The sequence below is a fragment of the Variibacter gotjawalensis genome, assembly GCF_002355335.1.
GTDB classification, from domain to species: Bacteria; Pseudomonadota; Alphaproteobacteria; order Rhizobiales; family Xanthobacteraceae; genus Variibacter; species Variibacter gotjawalensis.
Map to the genome: position 1 here is coordinate 988,177 of NZ_AP014946.1, position 21,933 is coordinate 1,010,109.

The following is a 21,933-nucleotide window of genomic DNA, read 5'->3' on the forward strand; positions in this document are numbered from 1 at the left end:
TTAACTCGAGCTACGCGTCTTACTCGCGGTCACCGAACAGGTTCAGCAGCAGCGTGAACATGTTGATGAAGTTGAGGTAGAGGCTGAGAGCGCCGGAGATCGCCGACCGCTCCATCACGTCACCCTGCATCGCGCCGTAGACGTATTCGCTCTTGATGCGCTGCGTATCCCAAGCCGTGAGGCCCGCGAACACCAGCACGCCGACGACCGACATGATGAACTGCAGCATCGAGGACTGCAGGAAGATGTTGACCAGCGAGGCGAGCACTACGCCGATCAGGCCCATGAACAGGAACGAGCCCCAGGACGAAATGTCCTTCTGCGTCGTGTAACCCCACAGGCTCAGCGCGCCGAACGATGCCGCCGTGATGAAGAACACGCGGGCGATCGAGGTCGACGTGTAGACCATCAGCACCGTCGCCAGCGAGACGCCGATCAGCGTCGCGAAGGCAAGGAACATGATCTGCGCGGTCGACGGCTTGAGGCTGTCGAGCTTGTAGGAGAAGAAGAACACGAAGGCGAGAGGAGCGAACACTACGGCCCACTTCAGCGGCGACACGAACAGCGTGTAGCCGATCTGCGTCAGGAACACCTTGCCGCCCTTGAGGGCGAGCGCGGCGCCGGTGGCGCTCTTCGCGGCGAGTGCCGGATCGTTCGTGGTCGACAGCATGAAGATGCCGAGAGCCGCGAAGCCGGTGACGGCCAGGCCCAGCACCATGTAGTTGTAGACGCGCAGCATGTAAGCGCGCAGTCCCGCGTCGATGACAGAGGTCTCGGCGCCCGTAAGGGGCCGGCCCCATTTCGCAGTCGCGGCGTTGCGATCAAAATCGGACATCGTCAAAGCCCTTTCGTAAGCCATGAGGCGGGGGCGAAGCACCCGGCCGCCGGAAACTAATCACGGCTCACCCGATATGGGAAGCAGCCGCTTCGGAACAAGATAATAACCCGGTTCCGGGGCTTTCACACGCTGCCGAACCCCGTGGCTGATTGTCGCTATTCTATAGATTCCTCAATACGGGTGCGGCCTTTTGGCCCAGCGCACGCACCGTTCCGCTCAACCCTAAGGTGACGGTTAGTAATAAAGCCCCGACTGCGGCAACCAGTGCGGGTGCCGGTAACCATACGAATCGCAGATTCATGATGTCGGAGACGACAAACCAGGCTGCGAGCGACCCTACCGCGACGCCGAAGGCAGCCGTCACGGCACCCAAGACGAGGTACTCCAACGCATACGCGGCTATCAGCCGCATCCGCGTCGCACCCAGCGTCTTAAGGACGACCGATTCGTAGACGCGATGCCGATGGCTCGCCGAAAGCGCACCACCGAGCACCAGTATTGCCGATAAAATCGACAGCAAGCTCGCGCTGCGGATGCCGACGATGAGGTTGGTGATGAGGGAGCCGACCACATCGATCGCTTCCTTGACGCGGACGACCGTTACGCCCGGGAAGGTGACCGCGAGCGCTTTGACGAGCGCGATCTCACGCGCCGGGTCGGCGCTGTTGGTCGGATAGGTCAAGGTGCCGATCGAGGTGTTCGGTGCGCCACGGAAGGTCGATGGCGAGTAAACCAGCACGAAATTGATGCCGAGCGACTGCCAATCGACGGTGCGGAGATTCGCGACCTCGGCCGTGATGTCGCGGCCGAGCACGTTGACGGTGATCTTGCCGCCGACCGTCAGGCCGAGGCCGTCGGCGATGCGCTTCTCGAGGGAAACCAGCGGGGGACCCGCATAGCCCTCGTCCCACCACTTGCCGGCAACGATCCGCGAGCCGTTCGGCGCCTGATTCGCGTAGGTGATGCCACGGTCGCCCTGCAGTGCCCAGGCGACTTGCGGTGTCGGGTTGAGCTCCTCGGGGCGCTTGCCGTTCACCGCGACGATGCGGCCACGCAGCATCGGAACGCGATTGAGTGCGGCGCCTGGCGCGTCCTTGGCGACTTCCTTCTCGAACCGCTCGGCGTCGGCTTGCTGGATATCGAGGAAGTAGAAGGCCGGTGCCCGCTCCGGCAGGGCGGCGGCAAATTGCTGACGCAGATTGCCGTCGATGAGCGTTACAGTGACCAGCAGGGCGAGGCCGAGACCGAGCGACAGCACCACGGTCGGCGTCAGCGCGCCGGGCCGGTGGATGTTATTCACCGCGAGGCGAACCACCGTCGACTGCGCGCGGGGCAGGCGGCGCGCCACCGCCATCACGGCGGCTGCGATCAGCCGGAGCGTAACCAGAATCAGCGCTGCCGAGGTCACGAAGATTGTCGCGATGCGCCGGTCGTAAGACATGAAGATCGAAAATGCCGCGAGCGCCGCGACGATCAAGACCGTCGCGACGACGTAGCGGCGGCGCGGCCAGCGCCGATCCGGCGCCACCGCGTCACGGAACAAGGCCGACACCGGCACGTCATGCGCGCGGCCGAGCGGCCAGATCGCGAAAGCAAGCGCGGTCAGCATGCCGTAGGTCGCGGCGAGCGCGAGTTCCGCCGGATAGATCGCGGGCGCCACCGGCAACGGCAGGATCAATCCGAACAAGCTTAGCGCAGCAAAAGGCAACCCGCCGCCGAGGACAGCGCCGATCAGCGCGCCCAATGCCGCGAGTAGCATCACTTGGACGAGATAGAGTCGCACGATGCTGCCGCCGCTGGCACCGAGCGCCTTCATCGTCGCGATCGTGTCGTGCTTCCGCTCGACATACGCCTTCACGGCATTCGCAACGCCGACGCCGCCGACCAGCAGCGCGATCAGGCCGACGAGCGTAAGGAACTGTGTGAAGCGTTCGATGTTGCGCTCGAGCGATGGCGACGCATTGTTGCGCGAGCGAATTTCCCAGCCGGCTTGCGGCAATTCTTTCTGCGCCGCTGTCGCGACCGCCTCGGTCGCCGGATCGGTCGCATTGCCGCCGGGGAGTTTGAGCTGGTAACTCCAGCGCACCAGGCTGCCGGGCTGCAGCAATCCCGTCGCACGCAACGCTTCGATCGAAACGAGAAGGCGCGGCCCGAACGCGACGCCTGCCGAAAGTTTGTCTGGCTCGGCTTCGATCACACTGCGCAGTTCGATCGTCGCGCCGCCGACTTGAATGCGCGAGCCGAGCGGCAATTCGAGCCGCGCCAGCAGGGATTCGTCGACCGCCGCGCCGTAAGCGCCGTCGCGCATCGCCATTGCGTCGTTGAGCGGAAGGGCGGGTTTGAGAACCAGCGCGCCGAAATGCGGATAGACGTTGTCGACCGCTTTGAGCTCGACCAGCGCCGATCGCTGATCGCTTGTGCGCGCCATCGCGCGCATCGTGGCGGCGGCGACGACGGAGCCTTGCCGCGCGAGGAAGGCGCGCTCCGCTTCGGTCGCCTCGCGATGCAGAAGCGAGAAGGCGATATCGGCGCCGAGGATCGTGCGGCCGCCGCGCGCAAGCCCTTCGGTGAGGCTGCGCGAGAACGACGTGACCGCCGCGATCGTCATCACGCCGAGCGCAATGCACGCGATGAAGACGAAGAAGCCACGCAAGCCTCCGCGCAATTCGCGCAGCGCGATACGTAGCGGCAACGCGCCCGAGCGCGACGATGCAACGAGCGATGTCATGACGTTGCGGCGGCTTTCATCTCATCGCGCGTCTCGATTCGTCCGGAACGTAGCCGCACTTGGCGATCGCAGCGCGCCGCGAGTGACGGGTCGTGCGTGACGAGCACCAGCGTCATGCGGCGTTCGGCGTGACCCGCAAACAACAGATCGACAATTTGCCGGCCGGTGCCTTCGTCGAGATTGCCCGTCGGCTCGTCCGCAACGAGAATCGCGGGGTTCGGCGCGAGTGCGCGCGCGATGGCGACGCGCTGCTGCTCGCCGCCCGACAATTGCGCGGGATAATGCGACAGCCGTTCGCCGAGGCCGACCGCGACGAGTTCCTTGCGGGCGCGCTCGAATGCGTCGGGCGCTCCGGCGAGTTCGAGCGGCACCGCGACATTCTCGAGCGCCGTCATCGTCGGGATGAGATGGAAGGACTGAAAGACGATGCCGACCTGGCGGCCGCGGAAGCGGGCGAGGCCGTCTTCGTTCAGCGCGCCAAGGTCCGTGCCGGCCACACGGAGCGAACCGACGTCCGGCCGTTCTAGACCGGCCATTACCATTAACAGCGTCGATTTGCCGGAGCCGGACGGCCCCGTGAGGCCAACCGCCTCGCCTTGCGCTATATGAAGCGTGATGTCTTTGAGGATATGAACCCGCGCCGCACCTTCGCCCAGGGAAAGGTTGATGTTCGCAAGTTCGATCGCAGGCCGCTCGGCCGGAGTCATGACGTTCAAGAGGGGAACCCCGTTGTTCAACCGGCTCAATAACAGGACAATGTTGCCGAACTGGTGTCGCGTTGTTTCGCAAATATTGCTGCGCGGCCGAATTTCCCAGTCCGTAGCGGCCTTTGGTGCAGCAATTTGGCTTGGTCTCGCGGTTGTGACCGCCAGCGCACAGACTGATCCGGTGCGGATCGTTGCGCTGGGAGATTCGCTCACCGCCGGTTATGGCGTGGCCGAGCAGGAATCGTTTCCGGTTCGGCTGCAGGCAGCCTTGGCCGCGAAGGGGATCAAGGCGGCCATCAACAACGCGGGTGTCTCCGGCGATACCGCGAGCGGTGGGCTCGCGCGGCTCGATTGGTCGATCCCGGGCGACACGCAGGGCGTGATCGTCGAACTCGGCGCTAACGACGCGCTGCGTGGCATCGACCCGGCTGTTACGCGAAAGGCGCTCAACGATATCCTGGCGTCACTCAAGCAACGCGGCATTCCGGTGCTGCTCGCCGGCATGCGCGCGCCGCCGAATTTGGGCGCCGATTACGCGGCGAAATTCGATGTGATCTACGCCGACCTCGCGAAGGAATACGGCGTGCTGCTGTACCCGTTCTTCCTCGAAGGCGTCGCGTCCGAACGCGCGCTCAATCAGGGTGACGGCATCCATCCGACCGCCGCCGGAGTCGACGTAATCGTGAAGGGAATATTACCGAAGGTGGAGGAGTTAATCCGGCAGGCGGCGCCAAAATAATCCGTAATCGGGGTCTGAGTTGCCCTCGTCATATCTTTCCAGCATGATTCGCCTTATCCGGCGCACGTTCTGATTCGCCGACTGTCCAAGGAGACGCTGATGCCGCGCCTCTTCACCGGGCTGGAAATTCCAGCCGACGTTTCGTCCTCGCTCTCCGCGCTGCGCGGAGGCCTCCCCGGAGGACGCTGGATCGATCCCGAAAACTACCACATCACGCTCCGCTTTATCGGCGACATCGACGATTGGACCGCGCGCGAGGTGTCGTACATGCTCGGCAAGGTCCGCCGCCGCGAAATCGAAATTCAGTTCGATGGGCTCACTTCTTTTGGCGGCAAGAAACCGCGGGCTGTCGTCGCGACGGTGCGGCCGAACGCGGCGCTGATGGAGCTGCAGGCCGAACAGGAAAGGCTGATGCAGCGCATCGGTCTTCCGCCCGAGCCGCGCAAATTCACGCCGCATGTCACGCTTGCACGCCTGCGCGATGCGTCGAGCTGGCAGGTCGCGGATTATCTCGCGGGACGCGGCTTCTATCGCTCGCAGCCCTTCCGCGCCAATGGTTTCGTGCTGTTCTCCTCGCGCGAATCGCGCGGCGGCGGACCGTACATTGTCGAGGCCGAATATCCGGCCGCGCAGATGGCGGCCGAGTAGTCTTGTGAGCAGGGAAACACTCGACGCCGCGGCGCGGCAAACCGAACTCGCCAAGCTGAAAGGCTGGAGCGATGCAGGCGATGCGGTCGCGAAGACCTTCAGATTTCGCGATTTCAGCGAGGCGTTCGGCTTCATGACGCGCGCCGCGCTCGTCGCCGAGAAGATGGATCACCATCCTGATTGGAAGAACGTCTACAAAACCGTCGAGGTGCGCCTGTCGACGCACGACGCCGGCGGCGTCACCGCGCTCGATTTCAAACTCGCGGCCGCGATGGACAAAATCGCGGGCGCTTGAAACGCGCTACACCTTCGCCTTCTTCAGCACATCGTTGATGCGCGACTGCCAGCCTTTGCCGGTCGCCTTGAATTTCGCGATGACGTCGGGATCGAGCCGGATCGAAATCTGCTGACGCGGCGTCTCGACCGGTGGCCTCCCGCGCGCGCGCCGGATGCTTTCGGCGAGCTCGGGGAAGACTTCGGCGAATGGGCGCGCGGTTTTGAAGTCCTGCTCGGTCCACTCGGGATTCTCTGGATCTTCCGCGATCCCGCGCTGGATGCGTGCTTCTTCGGCGTCGGTGAGAGGCCTCAAATGATCAAGCTTCTTTTTCATAGAGCCTCCGCTCCTTCCTACTCGAATGGCGCATCGAGATCAGCGAGATCGCCTCGCTCCCGAGTCTCGAGAACACGACCGTGATCATCGTGCTCTCAAACACGCCGGTGGCTGTGGCGCGACCCGCGTAGCTCGGCCGGATGTCGGCGGTAAGGAAAAAATCGATCCGCAGGTCCGCAAAATCCAGCCTATGGGTCAGTAAATTCTTGAGCCGCTTCGGCTCGTCCCAAACGATCTGCATCAATCATCACAATATAAATGTATCACTTTTAATGTCGATCGCAAGTCTATCGCGATTTGAAGTTGTTATTGAATGACTTGGCAGCGGCCGCAATCGCTCCCATCTTCATGCCGAGTGATTCACGGGAGGGGCCACATGGCTCGCAGCCGCACCGCCGACCAGCATGCCGAGGATGAAGCCGTCGTCCGGCAGGGCTTTTGGGCCAAGATGAAGCGGGTCGCCGCATCGCTTCCGTTCGCGAACGACTTGCTGGCGGCTTACTACTGCGCCTTCGATCGCGACACGCCGCTGCACGTGAAAGCCGCACTGATGGGCGCGCTCGCCTATTTCGTGATGCCGTTCGACATCATGCCGGACGTCATGCCGCTGCTCGGCTACACGGACGATGCCGCCGTGCTCGCGACCGCCATCCGGATGGTCGCCGGGCACATCAAGACGGAGCACCGCGACGCCGCCGAATCCGCCATCGCGCGCGTCACCGAAGGTTAGTCACTAAAGAAAAATCAACTACTCGCCGTGCATTGCCTCGCCTAGGAGGGGCTGTGTATGGTCCCGCCCCTTGTTGCCCCTGCGCCGGAATTCCCACTGAATGGCCCGTGACCAAGTCGATATGACGCCGATCGAGACGCGCGACGAACTCGTCGCCTGGCTCGAAGCGGGCTGTAAGCCGAAATCCGAATACAAGATCGGCACCGAACACGAGAAGTTCCCGTTCGCGCTCGGCAGTCATTCGCCGATTCCGTATGACGGTCTGCGCGGCATCAAGGCGCTGCTCGACGGGATGCAGATGCTGCTCGGCTGGGAGCCGATCACCGATGCGGGCAACATCATCGGCCTGTTCGATGTGACGGGTGGCGGCGCCATCTCGCTGGAACCAGGCGGCCAATTCGAACTATCCGGTGCGCCGGTCGCGACCATTCACCAGACCAGCGCCGAGATCCAGGCACACCTCGCCCAGCTGCGCGAAATCGCGCGCCCGCTCGGCATCGGCTTCCTCGGCCTCGGCATGACGCCGACCTGGTCGCGCGCCGACATTCCGGTGATGCCGAAGCGCCGCTACAAGATCATGACGAACTATATGCCGAAGGTTGGCACCCTTGGCCTCGACATGATGTACCGCACCTGCACGGTGCAGACGAATCTCGACTTCTCGAACGAGCCGGACATGGTCCGCAAGCTGCGCGTCTCGCTCGCGCTGCAGCCGATTGCGACAGCTTTGTTCGCGAACTCGCCGTTCACCGAAGGCAAGCCGAACGGCTTCCTAACCTTCCGCTCCGAAATTTGGCGCGACACCGACAACCAGCGCGCAGGCATGCTGCCGTGGGCGTTCGAGGACGGCATGGGCTTCGAGCGCTGGGTGGACTACGCGCTCGACGTGCCGATGTATTTCGTCAAGCGCGGCGACGATTATGTCGATGTCGCCGGAAAATCGTTCCGCGATCTGCTCGCCGGTAAACTCGATACACTGCCGGGCGAACGCGCCACGCTCTCAGACTGGTCGAACCATCTGACGACGATCTTCCCGGAAGTGCGTCTCAAGAAATACATGGAGATGCGCGGCTCCGACTGCGTCGGTTCGCGCTCGCTGCCGGCACATCCGGCTTTTTGGACCGGGCTGCTTTACGACGACGATGCGCTCACCGCCGCGTGGGACATCGCGAAGGGCTGGAGCGCCGAAGAACGGCAGAAACTGCGCGACGATGTTCCGCGCTTTGGTCTCAAGGCAACGATCGGCGGCCGCAGCGTGCGCGACATCGCGCGCGAGTGTCTCGATCTTGCGCATACGGGTCTCAAGCGCCGCGCGAAACTCGACAAGCAAGGCAACGACGAGCAGCAGTATCTCGCTCCGCTCGATGCGATCGTCGAAAGCGGTCTGACGCCGGCTGAAGTGCTGCTCGACAAGTTCCACCATGATTGGAACGGCAACGTCGATCCGGTCTTCGACGAATACGCATATTGAGCCGTTTCGTTAATCACTCGATGACGTCGATTTTATCGTCACGTCAGTCGATTGGCTGACGCGCACGCATCACCGCTCGCACGAAAGTCTGCGCGCGGCGTGTCCGGTTTGGCAGAACAATCTCGTCTTGCCTGTTCGGAGGCCGTTCCGTGCCTCGGAGCGGGTCGATGGGATTCACGAGTCTACATTTTCTGTTGGCGTATGCGCTGGTGCTGATCGTGCCCGGCCCGAACACACTCGCGGTGGCCGGGCAGGCGGCACTGATGGGGACGCGTCCCGTCGTCCCGCTTGCGCTCGGCATCGCGCTCGGCGCCACTTTGTTGCTCGGTATATCGCATGCGGCCGCGACGACGCTTGCGCTAGCCGGTTGCTGTCAGCGCATTCTTGCGGCTGCAGCGCTGCTCTACATTGCGTGGCGTATCGCGCGTGCGGGCCGGGCAGAGTTGCAGCCGAGTCGCGCGCGCATGCAATTCACCGCCGGCGTCGTGACTGCAGTCTGCAATCCCGTAACGATGGCGTTTTTCGTGGCGCAGCTCATCGCGCTCAACACGCAGCCGCTGTCGCCGTATCACACCGCGATTGTCGTTGGCGGCGTGCCGCTGCTCGCCTTCTGCAACGCGATGCTTGCGGCCGTTCTGTTCTCGCGGCCGCGCATCCGTCGCGCCGTGGCGGCGCATCGCGGAATCTTCGCCAATGCCGCTGGACTCATTCTGGCCGGACTGGCGATACGCGTGGCCATCGGCTGAGTCACAACGCGGAGAGAGCGATCCCGGCAAGTGCGAAGAGGACGAGCGCCGGGATCATCCCAAGCCGGAAATAGAGTACGGCGATGATGGCAGCGGCGGCCAGCACCGCCGCGCGCCAGTCGATCGAGGCGAAAACCGGCCAGTCCGGCGTGAGGCCGAAGACGTTCAGCGGCTCGACCTTGCGGAAGACGACGTGCAGCGCAAACCAGACCGCGAGGTTGAGGATGACGCCGACGACGGCGGCCGTGATGGCCGACAATGCGGCGGCGGTGGCGCGATGGTTGCGCAGCGTCTCGACGTAAGGCGCGCCGAGGAAAATCCAGAGGAAACACGGTGCAAACGTCACCCACGTGGTCAGCAATGCGCCGAGTGCTCCGGCCGCGAGCGGGCTGAGCGCGCCGGGAGCACGGTAGGCGGCGAGGAAGCCGACGTGCTGCAGCACGAGGATGAGCGGTCCCGGTGTTGTTTCCGCAAGGCCGAGGCCATCGATCATTTCGCCGGCGTTGAGCCAACCGAATGTCTCGACGGCGGCCTGTGCCACGTAAGCGAGCACCGCATACGCACCGCCGAAGGTGACGACCGCCATCAGGCTGAAGAACGCGCCGATCTCGGTGAACACACTGGCGCGCCCAAGTATGGCGTGTATCAGAACGACAGGGCCGAGCCACAACGGTAGCCAGACCGCGAGCACCGTCAGTGCGCGCCGCCATGACGGCTCGGCGTGCGTGAGTTCGCCGCGTGCGAACATTGCGTCGATGATGCCGTTTTGCTCCGGCGCGATACTCTCTTTGCTTTTGGCGTTGGAAAAAACGTCCGGGAAAAGCCAGCCGAGCAATCCGGCCGCCAGAATGACGAGCGGGAACGGCACGCGGAATACATACAGCGCGACGAAAGCCCCAGCCGCGAGTGCAATCATCGCGCGGCTCTTCAGCGCGCGCTTGCCGATCCGCATCACGGCTTCGACGACGATCGCGAGCACCGCGGCTTTGATGCCGAAAAAAGCCGCATCGACCAGCGGCAGGCTGCGATAGAACACATAGAGCGTGCTGAGCGCGAGCATCACGAGCGCGCCGGGGATCACGAACAACAGGCCGGCGATGAGGCCGCCGATCGTGCGATGCATCAGCCAACCGATATAGACGGCGAGTTGCTGCGCCTCCGGACCCGGCAGCAGCATGCAGTAATTCAGCGCATGCAGGAATCGCTGCTCGCCGATCCAGTGCCGCTCTTCGACGAGTTCGCGGTGCATCAGCGCGATCTGTCCGGCGGGTCCGCCGAAGCTCAGGCAGCCAATGCGCGCCCACACTTTGGTCGCTTGTGCGAGCGTTGGTGGTTGCGTGTTAGCCGGTTGTTCCACCGACGAATCCTTATGCGACGCTGGCCTCGATCGCTTCCATATCCTCGTCCGAGAGGCCGAAGTGGTGACCGATCTCATGGATGAGGACGTGGCTGACCACGGTGCCGATCGTCTCTTCGTGCTCGGCCCAGTAATCGAGGATCGGCCGCCGATAGAGCCAAACCATATTCGGCATCCGGGCGACATCGCCTTCCGATTGAAACGGCAGGCCAATGCCCTCGAACAGCCCGAGCAGATCGAACTCGCTTTCGAGCCCCATCTTCTTCAACACCTCGTCGGTCGCAAAATCCTCGACCCTAATGACGAGATCGCGACAAAGCGCGCGGAAGGTCTCGGGCAGCCGCGCGAATTCCTCGCGCGCCATCTGCTCCATTTCGCCGAGATCGGGCGCCGTCAGGTCGCGGCGCAGAGGTGTCGTGGTGGCGTCCATATCACTTCAGGATGCAGGTCACTTCAGGATGCAGGTCACTTCAGGATGTAAGTGACGAAGAGGTAGATCGCCAACCCGATGACACCTAGCAGGCTTAGGCCCCGGCCGATCCGTCGGCCCCATAGCTCGATCGCATCGTCCGCCGGATCGTTTGGGTCGCGGCCCGCGAAATGTTCGCCGGCCTTTTGCGCGTTGGCCATGGCCGATTGCGCAAAGGTCTGCGATTCCGGGATCTGCGCGACGGGGTCAGGTTTGGGCTTGTCGGTCATGCCGTGACCCTAAACCAACAGCTGCCCGGAAACCAAAGCTTGGCGAGGGCTGAACGGTTTGTGATCCGGCGGCGTTCTGCTTAAAGTTAGGCCGGGCAAGGAATACAAAGGGAACCCGATGCGGGCGAAGGTTTTGATCGTAGCGGCGGCTTTCGGCTTGGCGGCGCTCGCTCCGGCTTCGGCCGAACAGGCGCGCCCGGGCATTGCGAAGGCTCGTGAGGACGTATCGTCGCAGAACCGTCGACGCGCCCGCGTGACGGTGCGCCCGCGTCGCTATGACACCGGGGATCGTCCGCTCTACACGAGCGACCGGCGCGAATGCCGTGCGACCTTCGAGGAGCGCAACATTCCGCAATGGGGTGGTCGCGTGCTCTACGCGGGTCAGACCTGCCGCTGGGTCCGTTGATCGATCTTCCGTCGTAAGGCGAAATTGAAAACGACGCGTCGACCAACAAGACGCGCGGAGGAAACGTCATGAAGCTCGGCTTCTTCACGATGCCGATTCATCCACTGAATAAGGATTGGCAGCTGTCGCTGCGCGAGGACCGCGAAGCTTTCATGCTGGCTGAGGATCTCGGCTTCGTCGAAGGCTATGTCGGCGAGCATGTCACCGATCTTGCCGAGAACATCACGTCGTCGATGATGTTCCTGGCATCGCTGGCAGGTGTCACCAGCCGCATTCGTCTCGGAACCGGTACGCTCAACATGCCGAACCAGCATCCCGCGATGGTTGCCGCGCAAGCCGCGATGCTCGATCACATGCTGAACGGCCGCTTCATCATGGGCATTTCGCCGGGCGGTTTGCTGTCGGACGCGGAGGTGTTCGGCAATCTCGATCAAGACCGCAACGCGATGTTCCTCGAGGCGATCAATCACGTGCTCGCGATCTGGGAGCGCGATCCGCCGTACAACATCGAAGGCAAATATTGGAACATCAAGATCGAGCGGCATCTGATGCCGGAACTCGGTCAAGGCATCATCGGTAAGCCGCTGCAGAAGCCGCATCCTCCCATCGTCGTGATGGCGACCGCGCCGTTCTCCAAGGGTATCGCGGAAGCGGCAGCGCGCGGCTGGGGTCCGGTATCGGCAAACTTCCTGATGCCGGTCTGGGTGAAGAGCCACTGGGGCAAATATGTCGAAGGCTGCGAGCGCGTCGGGCGCACTGTCGATGCCGCCAACTGGCGCGTCGCCAAGACAATCTTCGTTGCCGACGACGACAAGACCGCGAAGGACTATGCGACCGGCCCGCACAGCCCTTATCGCTTTTACTTCGAGCAGCTGCTGACCAAGATAAAAAAGGCCGGCCGCCTTGAAATCTTCAAGACGCACCGTGATCAACCGGACGACGAGGTAACGCTCGACGCCGTCTGCGACAAGCTCATCACTTACGGTTCGCCCGAGAAGGTCGCGGACGAATTGCTGGCCTTCCGCGAGACAGTCGGTGACTTCGGCACGCTGCTCTATGCCGGACAGGATTGGAAAGACCCGACCTTCGGCCGCCGCTCGATGGTGCTGCTCGCCGAGAAGGTCCTGCCGAAGATCAACGCGGCAATCGGACGATAAGTCTATCGGTCGGACCGAATTCGGACTATATTTGGTCCGATGAGGTGCCGATGAAGCTCACCAATCGCGTCAAACCGATCAGCTACCTGAAGGCCAACGCCACCGAGATCATCCGCGAGCTCGGCGAGGGCGCGGAGCCGCTCGTCATCACGCAACGCGGCGAAGCGAAAGCCGTGCTGGTCGATCTTGCTGAATATGAGGCGACGCTAGAGACGTTGGCGCTTCTTGAGATGTTGGCCGCGGGTGAAGCCGAATATGAAGCTGGGCGATACAGTCCCGCATCCGAAGTCTTCCAGCGAATTCGAGGGCGCGCGAAGAAACGGAAATGAGCTTTCGTGTCGTCATTCTCCGGGTTGCAGAGCGCGACTTGGAAAGCATCTACGATTTTATCGCAGCGCAGGATGGAGATGCCGTGGCGTTGCGCATCGTCGCGGGTATTGAAGAACGTTGCCGCACACTCGCTGAATTTCCGGAGCGCGGAAATGTCCCGAAGGAACTGCAGCACCGCAAAAGGCGCACCTATCGCGAACTTCACTACAAACCTTATCGGATCATCTACCGGGTCGCAGGCGACGACGTTATCGTCTCGCTGATTGCGGACGGACGCCGCGAGATGCAGCGGCTCTTCAAAGAGAGGCTACGTCGCTAGCAAGCTTGACTGTGCCGCCGTAGGCCCGCTCACTGTCGCCTTCCCAAAAAGCATCCAAGGAGAGTTCCAGTGCTTCTCGACGTTCGCACCTATCGCACCAAGCCGGGCAAGCTCAACGCGCAGATCGCGCTCTACGAGAAGCATGGCCGCGCCGCGCAAGTCCGTCACCTCGGTGAACCCGTCGTGTGGGCGACGACCGAGACCGGCACCGTCAACACCTACCTGCATATCTGGGCCTATCAGGACGCCGCCGACCGCTCCAAGCGCCGCGCGGCCATGCAGGCCGATCCCGAATGGCAGGAGTTCCTCAAGATCAGCGGTGAAGCTGGCTATCTCGAACATCAGCAGAACTCGCTGATGATCCCGGCCGCTTTCGCGCCGATCAAGCGGTAGAAGCTGCCAAATATTCTGCGTCATGGCCCGGCTTGTCCGGGCCATTCACGTTTTGAGCCGACAAAGTAAAGACGTGGATGGCCCGCATAAAGCGGGCCATGACGATCGTGAATGACGGGCCTGCCGCGTGACTTGATTCTCGCGCCGATGCCACGCACAACCGGGGCAAGATATTCTCCGGAGATACAGTGATGCGTGGCAAGGACAACACCCGCTCGGCCGCCGAAGTGCTGGTCGATCATCTGATCACCAATGGGGTGAACCACGCCTTCTGCGTACCGGGCGAGAGCTACCTCGCCGTCCTCGACGCTTTCCACGATCGCGAGATCAACATCACGGTCTGCCGCCAGGAAGGCGGCGCCGCCATGATGGCGGAGGCGGTCGGCAAGCTGACGGGCCGTCCCGGTATCTGTTTCGTCACCCGAGGTCCCGGCGCGACCAACGCATCGGCCGGCGTACATATCGCCAAACAGGACTCGACGCCGATGATCCTGTTCGTCGGCCAGATCGGCCGCGACATGCGCGAGCGCGAAGCGTTCCAGGAACTCGATTACCGCGCCGTGTTCGGCACGATGGCGAAATGGGCGACCGAGATCGACGATCCGGCGCGCATTCCCGAAATCGTCTCCCGCGCGTTTTATGAGGCGACATCAGGCCGCCCGGGTCCGGTCGTCATCGCGCTGCCTGAAGACATGCTGACCGAGCGCCTCAACGTGCCGGAAGCCGTGCCGGCCGAACTCGTCGAGACCTATCCGGGCCTCAACGAAATGGCGCGTCTGCAGAAGATGCTGTGGGCCGCGAAGAAGCCAATCGTCATTCTGGGCGGCACGCGCTGGTCGCCGAATGCGTGCGCTTCGGTCGCGCGCTTCGCCGAACGTTTTCAGATCCCGGTCGCAACGTCGTTCCGCCGCGCGATGCTGTTCGATCAGACGCACGCTTGCTACGCGGGCGATTTCGGCATCGGTCCGAATCCGACGTTGCTCAACTACGTGAAGGAAAGCGATCTCGTCATTCTGGTCGGTGGCCGCATGGGCGAGATGCCCTCGCAAGGCTACACGCTGTGGGACATTCCGAATCCGAAAAAGCCGCTGGTGCATGTGCATCCGGGCGTCGAGGAGCTCGGCCGCGTCTATCGTCCGACGCTCGCGATCAACGCCTCGCCGACCGCATTCGCCGCCGCGCTCGAAGGCGTGCAGCCGCCGACGACCATCGGATGGAGCGGTGAAGCTAAGCGCCTACATGACGGTTATCTCGGCTGGACCGACAAGGCGACTGAAGTGCCCGGCGCCGTCAACATGGGCGAGATCATCATCCACCTGCGTGAGACGCTGCCGGACGATGCGATCATCTGCAACGGCGCAGGCAACTTCGCGACCTGGGTGCATCGCTTCTATCGCTTCCGCAAATTCGCAACGCAGCTCGCACCGACGTCGGGCTCGATGGGCTACGGCTTGCCGGCGGCGGTTGGTGCGAAGCGCGCATTCCCGGATCGCACCGTCGTGTGCGTCGCCGGTGACGGCGACTATCTGATGCACGGTCAGGAATTCGCGACCGCGGTGCAGTACGATCTGCCGATCATCGTCATCGTGATGGACAACTCGATGTACGGCACGATCCGCATGCACCAGGAGCGCGAATATCCGGGCCGCATCTCGGCGACCGCGCTCAAGAACCCGGACTTTGCGGCTTACGCGCGCGCCTTCGGTGGCTTCGGTGCGACGGTCGAGAAGACGGCGGACTTCGCCAAGGCGCTCGAAGACGCACAGAAGTCCGGCAAGCCTTCGATCATCCACGTGAAGGTCGATCAGCAGGCGATCACTCCGTCGACCACGATCGACAAACTGCGCGAGACGGCGCTCGCCAGGCAAAAAAGCTAGGACGCACGCTCAGGTTGAAGATCGAGGCTTTTCATCTGTTCTGAATCGTGGTTCGCTCTTTCAAAAGGGGCGAATCATGGCTTACCGGCAGACCGAACGCGTGCGACAGCGCCTGGCGGCGCGGCATAAGTCTTTGATCGATGCGGCCCGCGCCATCGCGGCCGAGCAGGGGATGGACGCGGTCCAGATCGTGCCGGTTGCCGACAGGGCCGAGATCGCGGCGGGCACTGTCTATCGCTATTTCGCCTCCAAGAGTGCGCTGGTCGAAGCGCTCGTCGCCGATGTTGCCGACAGCGAACTCGCCGCTATGCGTAACGCCGCCGACGCGGCGCCGGGGCCGCTGTCCGCGCTTGCGGCCGCGATCGTGACCTTCGCGGCGCGTGCTGTACGCCACCGCCGCCTCGCCTGGGCCGTGCTCTCGGAGCCGGTCGACGCCGAGATCGATCGGGCACGGCAAGCGTTCCGCAAAGAGTTGGTGGCCGAATTCGAGAAACGCATCGTCGCGGCGCGCGCGAGCGGGCATCTCGCCGACACCGACCCGGCTCTGGCCGCGCCGGCACTCACGGGTGCGTTGCTGGAAGGCCTTGTCGGGCCGCTCGCGCCGACCGCGAGCGAAAAGGACGCGGTGCGCGTGCTGGCGCTATTTGGCCTCCGCGGTGTCGGCATTGTCGATGCGCGTGCGCGTGGCCTTGTCGTGCAGTCCGTGATGCCGGCCGCGGAAGCGAGCTAACAGCTACTTCTTCTTACCCTCGGCGTCGAACTGCGCCATGTAGGCCCAGAGGTCAGTCGCCTCTTTTTCGTTCTTGATGCCCGGGAAAATCATCTTGGTGTTCGGAATACGGGCGCGCGGATCGCGGATGTATTCCTTGAAGCTCGCTTCATCCCACGTGATGCCGGAATTCTTATTGGCGTCCGAGTAGTTGTAGCCTTCGATGGTGCCGGACTTGCGGCCCACGAGGCCGTTGAGCACCGGGCCTACCTTGTTCTTCGCGCCTTCGCCGACCGCGTGACACGGCAGGCACTTTTTGAACGAGTTCTCGCCGGCCGAAAGATCTTGCGCACTTGCGGGGGCTGCCGCGAATGCGGCGATGCTTGAAATGATGACGGCGGCCAGCTTGTGCATTTCCAGCTCCTTGATGTGCATGCCGCATCCGGCATGTTCTTCCTTATACGCTCTGCAAATCTGCCTAGAATGACAATCCTGTCAACGCCATGAGCCCCAATTTCGTTTCACTATAGAGTGCGCGCGGGCTCGCTAAGCTGGTCTGTTTCGCCTATTGTGACGAAAAGAAGAGGTCACGCCCCGTATGTCCGTCGCAATGCCCGCACCGCTCGCCGAAGTCTTGTCGCGCCGCGACGAGATCGTAGCGGCGTTGCGTGCGATCGTTCCGGGCGAGGGTGTCATCTCGCACGAACGAGAAATGAAGCCGTTCGAGTCGGATGGGCTCAATGCCTACAAGCAGACGCCAATGGTGGTGGTTCTGCCGGATACGACCGAGCAAGTCTCCGAAGTTTTAAAATATTGCCACGAGCACGGCATCCGCGTCGTGCCGCGCGGCGCCGGGACAGGCCTCTCGGGCGGCGCATTGCCTCTCGAAGACGGCGTGCTGCTCGGCCTTGGCAAATTCAATCGCGTGCGTGAGATCGATTACGCAAACCGCGTCGCGGTGGTCGAGCCCGGTGTCACCAATCTTGCCATTACGCGCGCGGTCGAAGGCGAAGGCTTTTACTACGCGCCGGACCCCTCGTCGCAGATCGCCTGCACGATCGGTGGCAATATCGCGGAAAATTCCGGCGGAGTTCACTGCCTCAAATACGGCCTGACGACGAACAATGTCCTCGGCCTCGAAATGGTGCTCATCACCGGCGAAGTGATCCGCATCGGCGGCAAGCATCTCGACGCTGGCGGTTACGATCTGCTCGGCGTCATGACGGGTTCGGAGGGTTTGCTCGGTGTCGTTACGGAAGTCACCGTGCGCATTCTGCGTAAGCCCGAGACGGCGCGCGCCGTGCTGGTCGGCTTCGCGACGTCAGAAGACGGCGGCGAATGCGTCGCGAAGATTATTGGCGCCGGAATCATTCCGGGCGGCATGGAGATGATGGATCGCCCCGCGATCCACGCGGCCGAAGACTTCCTGCATTGCGGCTATCCGCTCGATGTCGAAGCCGTGCTGATCGTCGAACTCGATGGCCCTGCTGCTGAAGTCGATCACCTGCTCGAACGCGTCGCCGCGATCGCGAAGGAATGCAACGCCGTCACGCTGAAGGTGTCGACGTCGGAAGAAGAGCGCCTCTTGTTCTGGGCCGGACGCAAAGCGGCGTTCCCGGCTGTCGGCCGCATCTCGCCGGACTACATGTGCATGGACGGCACGATCCCGCGCAAAGCTTTGCCGTTCGTCCTCGCGCGTATGCGCGAAATGCAGGACAAGCACGGTCTCCGCGTCGCCAACGTCTTCCATGCGGGTGACGGCAATCTGCATCCGCTGATTTTATTCGATGCGAACAAAGGCGAACTCGAACAGGCCGAAGCTTTCGGCAACGATATCCTGCGCCTCTGCGTCGAGGTCGGTGGCGTCCTGACCGGCGAACACGGCGTCGGCGTCGAGAAGCGCGATCTGATGCCCGCAATGTTCAACGAGGTCGATCTCGAACATCAGCAGCGGCTCAAATGCGCGTTCGATGCGAAGGGTCTGCTCAATCCCGGCAAGGTGTTTCCGCAGTTGCACCGCTGCGCCGAACTCGGCCGCATGCATGTGAGCCGCGGTCAGGTGCCGTTCCCGGACATCCCGCGGTTTTGATGATGCGGTGCTCCAATCTCCGCTCATACCCGCGAAAGCGGGTATCCAGCCCGCGCCCGGAAGGGCGCACAAAGTGTGGGGCTTTCTTTTGCATGCTACCGCATGCTTGCTGGACGCCCGCTTTCGCGGGGGTGAGCGGAGTTTGTGGTGCGGGTCGAAGCTTTTGCCGAGCGACATTGCAATGACCTCGACACTCAAACCGCGTGACGCCAACGACGTGCAGGTCATCGTCCGCGATGCCGTGGCGGGCGCGCAGACACTTGAAATCATCGGGCAGGGCTCGAAGCGCACGGTCGGCCGTCCCGCGCAGTGGGATTTGACACTCGATCTCTCGACGCTATCCGGCGTCACGATGTACGAACCGGCCGAGCTGGTGCTGTCCGCGCAGGCCGCAACGCCGATTGCCGAGATCGAGCGCCTCGTCGCCGAATCTCATCAGGAACTTGCTTTCGAGCCGATGGATCTCGGCCCGGTGCTCGGGCTTCCAGCCGGCGCCGGAACGATCGGCGGCGTCATCGCGGCGAATTTGTCCGGCCCGCGCCGCATCAAGGCGGGCGCTGCGCGCGATCACTTCCTCGGCTTTACGGCAGTGTCCGGCCGCGCCGAGACATTCAAATCCGGCGGACGCGTCGTGAAGAACGTCACGGGTTACGACCTGTCGAAGCTGATGGCGGGATCGTGGGGCACGCTCGCCGTGATGACCGACGTCACCGTGAAAGTGTTGCCGCGCGCCGAGACGGAAGCAACGATCGTGGTTCTCGGTCTTGATGACGTCGCCGCCGTGCGCCTGCTGAACATCGCGATGGGATCGGCCGGCGAAGTCTCCGCCGCCGCTTTCGTGCCCGCCGGCGTTGCCGACCGGCTCTCGATTGCTGTCGCGGCTGGGCGCTCCGTCACGGCACTGCGGCTCGAAGGCGTGCCGCCGTCGATTGCACATCGCCGTGCGATCGTCGAGACTCTGCTCGGCGCAATGGCGGCGCTGGTGCTGACTGAGCAGGAATCGCGCGACTTTTGGCGTGGCATACGCGATGCGCTTCCCTTCGCGGCGCAGCCTGGCACGCAGCGCGCGCTGTGGCGCATCTCAGTGCCGCCGATGAGCGGCCCCGATCTCGCGCACCGCATTCGTGCCGCCGCTCCGAAATCGGAGTTTTTGTTCGACTGGGCGGGTGGTCTGGTCTGGGCCGAGATCGATGCAGCGGCAGCGGGTGCGAGCATCGTCCACCGCGCGGTCGCGGCAGTCGGCGGCCACGCGACGCTGATCCGCGCGCCGGCCTCCGTCCGCGCCGCAGTCGACGTCTTCGATCCGCAGAATGCCGGCGTCGCGTTGCTCAGCAAGCGCATCAAAGAGAACTTCGACCCAAAGGGCGTGCTCGGGCCGGGCCGCATGTATGCGGGGGTTTAAGCCATGCAAACGCACTTCTCCCTCGCGCAACTTGCCGATCCGAATGTCGCGGAGGCCGACAAGATCCTGCGCGCTTGCGTGCATTGCGGGTTCTGCACCGCGACATGCCCGACCTACGTGCTGCTCGGCGACGAACTCGATTCACCGCGCGGACGCATCTACCTCATCAAGGACATGCTCGAGAACGGCCGCCCGGCCGGCGACGAAGAGGTCAAGCACATCGACCGCTGCCTCTCGTGCCTCGCCTGCATGACGACGTGTCCGTCCGGCGTGCATTACATGCACCTGGTCGACCATGCCCGCGCGCATATCGAAGAGACCTACAAGCGCCCATGGCGCGACCGCATCGTGCGCGACATGCTGGCGATGACGCTGCCGTATCGTGGGCGCTTCCGCGCCATGGTGGCGCTCGGGTGGCTCGCGGGGCGCGGTTTCAAGCTCGCGTCGCTGATCCCATGGCGCCATCGCGTGAAGACCGCGATCGCTCGCAAAGTGGTGCCTACGGCGCTCGGCTGGTCGGGTCTCTTCCAGCGCATGGTCGCGATGGTCGGTCTTTCGCCCGACGTCTTGCCGAACCGCTCGCCTTACGAAGGCCCGGCGACTTTTGCGCCTGAAGGCGAGAAGCGTGCGCGCGTCGCCGTCATGATGGGGTGCGCCAACGAAGTGCTGGCGCCGCAGATCAATGCGGCTGCGATCCGGCTGCTCGTACGCAACGGCGTTGAGGTCGTGTTGGCCGAAGGCGAGGGATGTTGCGGTGCGCTCGTCCATCACATGGGGCGCGAAGCGCAATCGCACGCGCAGGCTAAGCAGAATATCGACGCTTGGACGCGCGAGATCGAGCGCGGCGGCCTCGATGCGATCCTCATCACGGCGTCCGGCTGCGGCACGACGGTCAAAGATTATGGCTACATGTTCCGCAATGATGCCGCATATGCGGAGAAAGCCGCGCGCGTCGCTAAGCTTACAAAAGATATTTCGGAATATCTCGTCGCGCTGAAGATCGAACCGGCCACACCGGCGAGCGACATCGTCGTCGCGTATCACGCGGCTTGTTCGCTGCAGCACGGGCAGCGCGTTCTGACGCCGCCGAAGCAGTTGCTCAAAGACGCCGGCTTCACCGTGCGTGAAGCTGCGGAATCGCATCTTTGTTGCGGTTCGGCGGGCACTTACAACATGCTGCAGCCGGAGATTTCGCGCGTGTTGCGTGACCGCAAAGTGGCGAACATCGAGCGCACATCGCCCGACATCATCGCGACCGGAAACATCGGTTGCATGTTTCAAATTGCACAAGGCACAGACGTTCCGATCGTGCACACGGTCGAACTTCTCGACTGGGCTAACGGCGGTCCGACGCCCGACGCTTTGATAAAATTTGAAAACCGTGCGAAAGTTTCTCCGCTGACAAACGGTGTCCTGCACTAAAGCGTGAACGAAGTGATCGTGAACGTGTTGTGTTGGTGGTTCGCGTGACAGGTGTCGAAGACTTCTCTTCGTGCGCATAACAACGTGAAGTGCTAGATCGGACCCGTGGGGAAACAAGGAGGATCAATCCATGGCAGCTAAGAAAGCGACGCGTAAGAAACCGGTTCGTCGTGCGGCGGCGAAGAAGGCAACTGCGCGCAAGACCACCGCTAAGCGCAAGCCGGCGGCGAAGAAGACAGCCAAGAAGACGACGCGCAAGGTTGCAAAGAAGCCCGCAGCCAAGAAGACGGCAAAGCGCGCAGCGCCGAAGCGTAAGACCGCAGCGAAGAAGACCACTGCGAAGAAAGCTTCTGCAAAGAAGGCCGTTCGCAAGGCTCCGGCCAAGAAGAAGGCAGCTGCCAAGCGCAAGCCCGCTAAGGCTGCCCGCGCTCGCGTCGTCAAGAAGACGGCTCCGCGCAAGGCTGCCAAGCGCAAGGCCCCTGCAAAGAAGACCGCTGCGATCCAGCCGATGGGATGGCTCGAGTCCGCTGCGAGCCTTTTGAAGAAATAAGGATTT

At 63.0% G+C, this 21,933-nt stretch carries 26 protein-coding genes; 17 read left to right on the forward strand and 9 right to left on the reverse strand.

Features of this window, described 5'->3' with window-relative positions; translation table 11 throughout:
* Positions 1 to 19: 19 nt before the first annotated feature.
* The 3 genes from GJW30_RS04735 to GJW30_RS04745 form a co-directional block, all read right to left on the reverse strand.
* A complete protein-coding gene (locus GJW30_RS04735; protein WP_096352305.1) occupies positions 20 to 835 on the reverse strand; it encodes a Bax inhibitor-1/YccA family protein in 816 nt (271 codons plus the stop codon).
* Between the two features lie 163 nt (positions 836 to 998).
* Complete coding sequence (locus tag GJW30_RS04740) at positions 999 to 3,566, reverse strand: ABC transporter permease (RefSeq protein ID WP_096352308.1); 2,568 nt, start codon at positions 3,564 to 3,566, stop codon at positions 999 to 1,001.
* Positions 3,563 to 4,273, reverse strand: coding sequence for an ABC transporter ATP-binding protein (locus tag GJW30_RS04745; RefSeq protein WP_096352310.1), 711 nt, complete (start codon positions 4,271 to 4,273; stop codon positions 3,563 to 3,565). Before GJW30_RS04745 ends, GJW30_RS04740 begins: the two co-directional genes overlap by 4 nt.
* 154 nt (positions 4,274 to 4,427) lie before the next feature.
* Here GJW30_RS04745 and GJW30_RS04750 point away from each other — a divergent pair, with 154 nt between their 5' ends.
* From GJW30_RS04750 to GJW30_RS04760, 3 genes are all read left to right on the forward strand, one after another.
* A complete protein-coding gene (locus GJW30_RS04750; RefSeq protein WP_245408658.1) occupies positions 4,428 to 5,012 on the forward strand; it encodes an arylesterase in 585 nt (194 codons plus the stop codon).
* Positions 5,013 to 5,111: 99 nt separating this feature from the next.
* Positions 5,112 to 5,660: an RNA 2',3'-cyclic phosphodiesterase gene (gene thpR, locus GJW30_RS04755; RefSeq protein ID WP_096352316.1), complete on the forward strand. Its 549-nt coding sequence runs from the start codon at positions 5,112 to 5,114 to the stop codon at positions 5,658 to 5,660.
* A gap of 4 nt (positions 5,661 to 5,664) precedes the next feature.
* Complete coding sequence (locus GJW30_RS04760; protein ID WP_245408659.1) at positions 5,665 to 5,955, forward strand: 4a-hydroxytetrahydrobiopterin dehydratase; 291 nt, start codon at positions 5,665 to 5,667, stop codon at positions 5,953 to 5,955.
* Positions 5,956 to 5,961: 6 nt separating this feature from the next.
* Here GJW30_RS04760 and GJW30_RS04765 read toward each other — a convergent pair whose 3' ends face one another.
* Complete coding sequence (locus GJW30_RS04765) at positions 5,962 to 6,270, reverse strand: BrnA antitoxin family protein (RefSeq protein WP_096352322.1); 309 nt, start codon at positions 6,268 to 6,270, stop codon at positions 5,962 to 5,964.
* Entirely contained in the window at positions 6,254 to 6,511 is a 258-nt protein-coding gene (locus GJW30_RS04770) for a BrnT family toxin (RefSeq protein WP_096352324.1), read from the reverse strand. Before GJW30_RS04770 ends, GJW30_RS04765 begins: the two co-directional genes overlap by 17 nt.
* A 135-nt stretch (positions 6,512 to 6,646) precedes the next feature.
* Between GJW30_RS04770 and GJW30_RS04775 the strand changes: the two genes are divergently transcribed.
* The 3 genes from GJW30_RS04775 (at position 6,647) to GJW30_RS04785 (ending at position 9,217) form a co-directional block, all read left to right on the forward strand.
* The gene (locus GJW30_RS04775) at positions 6,647 to 7,000 is read left to right on the forward strand and encodes a YkvA family protein (RefSeq protein WP_096352328.1); all 354 of its coding nucleotides are present in this window, start codon (positions 6,647 to 6,649) and stop codon (positions 6,998 to 7,000) included.
* A 100-nt stretch (positions 7,001 to 7,100) separates the two neighbouring features.
* A complete protein-coding gene (locus tag GJW30_RS04780) occupies positions 7,101 to 8,471 on the forward strand; it encodes a glutamate--cysteine ligase (protein ID WP_096352331.1) in 1,371 nt (456 codons plus the stop codon).
* Between the two features lie 167 nt (positions 8,472 to 8,638).
* A complete protein-coding gene (locus tag GJW30_RS04785; protein ID WP_096352334.1) occupies positions 8,639 to 9,217 on the forward strand; it encodes a LysE family translocator in 579 nt (192 codons plus the stop codon).
* Position 9,218: 1 nt separating this feature from the next.
* Here the strand turns inward: GJW30_RS04785 and chrA are convergent, their stop codons facing one another.
* From chrA to GJW30_RS04800, 3 genes are all read right to left on the reverse strand, one after another.
* Positions 9,219 to 10,652, reverse strand: a complete 1,434-nt coding sequence (gene chrA / locus GJW30_RS04790; RefSeq protein ID WP_096352337.1) for a chromate efflux transporter — start codon at positions 10,650 to 10,652, stop codon at positions 9,219 to 9,221.
* A complete protein-coding gene (locus GJW30_RS04795) occupies positions 10,585 to 10,947 on the reverse strand; it encodes a metallopeptidase family protein (protein WP_096358658.1) in 363 nt (120 codons plus the stop codon). The genes chrA and GJW30_RS04795 overlap by 68 nt, the downstream gene beginning before the upstream one ends.
* 92 nt (positions 10,948 to 11,039) lie before the next feature.
* A complete protein-coding gene (locus tag GJW30_RS04800; RefSeq protein WP_096352340.1) occupies positions 11,040 to 11,273 on the reverse strand; it encodes a hypothetical protein in 234 nt (77 codons plus the stop codon).
* A gap of 118 nt (positions 11,274 to 11,391) precedes the next feature.
* Between GJW30_RS04800 and GJW30_RS04805 the strand changes: the two genes are divergently transcribed.
* The 7 genes from GJW30_RS04805 to GJW30_RS04835 all read left to right on the forward strand — a co-directional run bounded on the left by GJW30_RS04805 (position 11,392) and on the right by GJW30_RS04835 (position 16,485).
* Positions 11,392 to 11,679, forward strand: a complete 288-nt coding sequence (locus GJW30_RS04805) for a hypothetical protein (RefSeq protein WP_096352343.1) — start codon at positions 11,392 to 11,394, stop codon at positions 11,677 to 11,679.
* 68 nt (positions 11,680 to 11,747) lie between these two features.
* Positions 11,748 to 12,836 carry an LLM class flavin-dependent oxidoreductase gene (locus GJW30_RS04810; RefSeq protein WP_096352346.1) on the forward strand — a complete coding sequence of 363 codons (1,089 nt, stop codon included), beginning with the start codon at positions 11,748 to 11,750 and terminating at the stop codon, positions 12,834 to 12,836.
* 50 nt (positions 12,837 to 12,886) lie between these two features.
* Positions 12,887 to 13,165, forward strand: coding sequence for a type II toxin-antitoxin system Phd/YefM family antitoxin (locus GJW30_RS04815; protein WP_096352348.1), 279 nt, complete (start codon positions 12,887 to 12,889; stop codon positions 13,163 to 13,165).
* Positions 13,162 to 13,485 carry a type II toxin-antitoxin system RelE/ParE family toxin gene (locus GJW30_RS04820; protein WP_096352351.1) on the forward strand — a complete coding sequence of 108 codons (324 nt, stop codon included), beginning with the start codon at positions 13,162 to 13,164 and terminating at the stop codon, positions 13,483 to 13,485. The genes GJW30_RS04815 and GJW30_RS04820 overlap by 4 nt, the downstream gene beginning before the upstream one ends.
* 69 nt (positions 13,486 to 13,554) lie before the next feature.
* Complete coding sequence (locus tag GJW30_RS04825; protein WP_096352354.1) at positions 13,555 to 13,878, forward strand: NIPSNAP family protein; 324 nt, start codon at positions 13,555 to 13,557, stop codon at positions 13,876 to 13,878.
* 191 nt (positions 13,879 to 14,069) lie between these two features.
* Positions 14,070 to 15,755, forward strand: a complete 1,686-nt coding sequence (locus GJW30_RS04830; protein ID WP_096352357.1) for a thiamine pyrophosphate-binding protein — start codon at positions 14,070 to 14,072, stop codon at positions 15,753 to 15,755.
* A 76-nt stretch (positions 15,756 to 15,831) separates the two neighbouring features.
* Positions 15,832 to 16,485, forward strand: coding sequence for a TetR/AcrR family transcriptional regulator (locus tag GJW30_RS04835; protein ID WP_096352360.1), 654 nt, complete (start codon positions 15,832 to 15,834; stop codon positions 16,483 to 16,485).
* Between the two features lie 3 nt (positions 16,486 to 16,488).
* Here GJW30_RS04835 and GJW30_RS04840 read toward each other — a convergent pair whose 3' ends face one another.
* On the reverse strand, positions 16,489 to 16,878 hold the full coding sequence (locus GJW30_RS04840; RefSeq protein ID WP_096358659.1) for a c-type cytochrome: 390 nt from the start codon (positions 16,876 to 16,878) through the stop codon (positions 16,489 to 16,491).
* Positions 16,879 to 17,062: 184 nt separating this feature from the next.
* Between GJW30_RS04840 and GJW30_RS04845 the strand changes: the two genes are divergently transcribed.
* From GJW30_RS04845 to GJW30_RS22535, 4 genes are all read left to right on the forward strand, one after another.
* Positions 17,063 to 18,553 carry an FAD-linked oxidase C-terminal domain-containing protein gene (locus GJW30_RS04845; protein ID WP_096352363.1) on the forward strand — a complete coding sequence of 497 codons (1,491 nt, stop codon included), beginning with the start codon at positions 17,063 to 17,065 and terminating at the stop codon, positions 18,551 to 18,553.
* A gap of 181 nt (positions 18,554 to 18,734) precedes the next feature.
* On the forward strand, positions 18,735 to 19,955 hold the full coding sequence (locus GJW30_RS04850; protein ID WP_096352366.1) for an FAD-binding protein: 1,221 nt from the start codon (positions 18,735 to 18,737) through the stop codon (positions 19,953 to 19,955).
* 3 nt (positions 19,956 to 19,958) lie between these two features.
* A complete protein-coding gene (locus GJW30_RS04855; RefSeq protein WP_096352369.1) occupies positions 19,959 to 21,377 on the forward strand; it encodes a heterodisulfide reductase-related iron-sulfur binding cluster in 1,419 nt (472 codons plus the stop codon).
* 130 nt (positions 21,378 to 21,507) lie between these two features.
* Positions 21,508 to 21,927 carry a histidine biosynthesis protein HisIE gene (locus tag GJW30_RS22535; protein ID WP_130364751.1) on the forward strand — a complete coding sequence of 140 codons (420 nt, stop codon included), beginning with the start codon at positions 21,508 to 21,510 and terminating at the stop codon, positions 21,925 to 21,927.
* Positions 21,928 to 21,933: the final 6 nt, after the last annotated feature.